Genomic DNA, 1,989 nt, shown 5'->3' with positions numbered 1-1,989 from the left:
ACCCGCATTTCTCACAAAAAGTACGATCACCAACCCCCGAAGCCTTACAAAATCTGGGTTTTGACTGGGTGATCGCCTTGTAGCAAAAACGACAGTGTGTTGTTAGGATTCAACTTAAGCTCATCATCAATTAGACCTTGAAAAAAGAACAAATTTAAAATGCGTATTTTTAGGTTAATTAGTTGATAAAGTCTCAATTTTAAGTAGAGAATGAAGTCAAAAGCTTGCTATAATTTAATCATTAAAACTATTTAAAGTATGTCAAGTTTATGACTCCTAGTTCAGACCAGTCTCAACTCAATCAATTAAATTTTGGAAAACTCAATGGAAGACAAGTAATCGCTAATTTTGAGGGAGGAAAAATCACCTCAGACGCAGGAATTATTTTGATGGCAGAGTTAGACCAAAAGCTAAAAATAACGGCTCGGTTTGCCGAATGTTTTCGAGATTATCGAAATTCATCATATCTAGATTATTCAGTTCATGAACTACTCGCACAAAGAGTTTATGGGATAGTTTTGGGATATGAGGATGTCAATGATCATGATAAATTACGTCATGATCCAGCTTTAGCAATAGCATTGAAAAAACTAAATTTTATTGACTCAGCCCAAGCAAATTTAGCAGGAAAAAGTACAATTAATCGACTAGAATATTGTCCGGAAACAGTCATCAATCAAGAGAACAGTCGTTACCATAAAATCGAGCCTAACCTCAAAGAAATTGAAAAAGCTTTTGTGGACATCTTTCTAGAATCCTACAAAAAGCCACCGAAACAAATTATTTTAGACATGGATGTCACCGATGACCAAGTGCATGGAAATCAAGAGGGAGCGTTTTTCAATACTTATTATAAAGGAGTGTGTTATGCTCCTTTGTATATTTTCTGTGAGCATCATTTATTAGTAGCTAAACTCCGGTCTTCTAATGTAGATACTGCTGGGGGAGCATTAGAAGAATTGCAGCGAATAATCGGTATAATTCGAGAAAAATGGTCAGATACGCAGATATTAGTACGAGGAGATAGTGCCTATTCCCGTGAAGATATCATGAAATTTTGCGAAAGTCAAGCAGGAGTTGATTATGTTTTAGCAATGGCAACGAATAGTCAATTAAAATTACGAGCGACCGATGTAATTGAGAAAGCTAAGGCAGATTACGAGCAAAGACTTCAGCCAGTTACTGAATTAATGGAGACGTTATTTTCTCCCGATGAAGAGTTAGGAGAATTGGCGAAATTGGTACCAGAATCGACTTGGTATCGTTCCCTATGTTATCAAACCCAAAAATCCTGGAGCCGTTCAAGAAGAGTGGTGACAAAAGTTTGTCATGGTAGTGAGGGCGTAAAAATTCGCCACGTTGTGACTTCTTTACCTGCATCAAAGATTCCCCCATCTAAACTTTACACTGAAAAATATTGCCCCAGAGGGGAGATGGAAAATCGAATTAAAGAGCAACAATTAGACTTATTTGCTGACCGGACTTCGACACAGACATTTGAGAGTAATCAATTAAGACTTTGGTTGTCATCAATGGCTTATGTTTTAATGCAAGCTTTTCGTCAAAATTGTTTGGCTAAAACTTATTTTGCCAAAGCGACAGTGGGAACAATTCGCCTTAATTTCCTTAAATTAGGAGCTAGAATTACTGTTAGTGTCAGAAGAATTTTAATCGCAATTGCCAGTTCTTGTCCCTATCAAGATATTTTAGCGATAGCTTACTCTAGAATTCAAGCGATAGCGGGAACTGGATAAGTTGAAGAGTTTTCAAAGATCATTAAATAGTCTTAAAAATGGCTGCTTATAAATTCAGCTAACTTTGTCGTGAACATTTTCCCTAATTGACGGAATTTTTCCAGTAATTCAGGAATTTTTTGATTAGTTTAGTCAGATTATTCCTTGATAACTAAGCGGGTTTCTCTTATTTTTGAAAAACACCAACTTTTAACCTCCAAATTAGGTTCTTAATTCAGTTTGTGAGAAATGCGGG

General features: G+C 36.2%; 1 protein-coding gene. It reads left to right on the top strand.

The window, feature by feature from the left end; all coding sequences use genetic code 11:
- Positions 1-269: 269 nt before the first annotated feature.
- Entirely contained in the window at positions 270-1,754 is a 1,485-nt protein-coding gene (locus N0824_RS13345; RefSeq protein WP_108937097.1) for an IS1380 family transposase, read from the top strand.
- The last annotated feature ends 235 nt before the right edge of the window (positions 1,755-1,989 follow it).

This window comes from Microcystis sp. 0824 (assembly GCF_003112475.1).
Lineage (GTDB): Bacteria > Cyanobacteriota > Cyanobacteriia > Cyanobacteriales > Microcystaceae > Microcystis > Microcystis aeruginosa_C.
The sequence above is the reverse complement of the archived record's forward strand: the minus strand, read 5'-3'. Positions and strand labels throughout refer to the sequence as shown.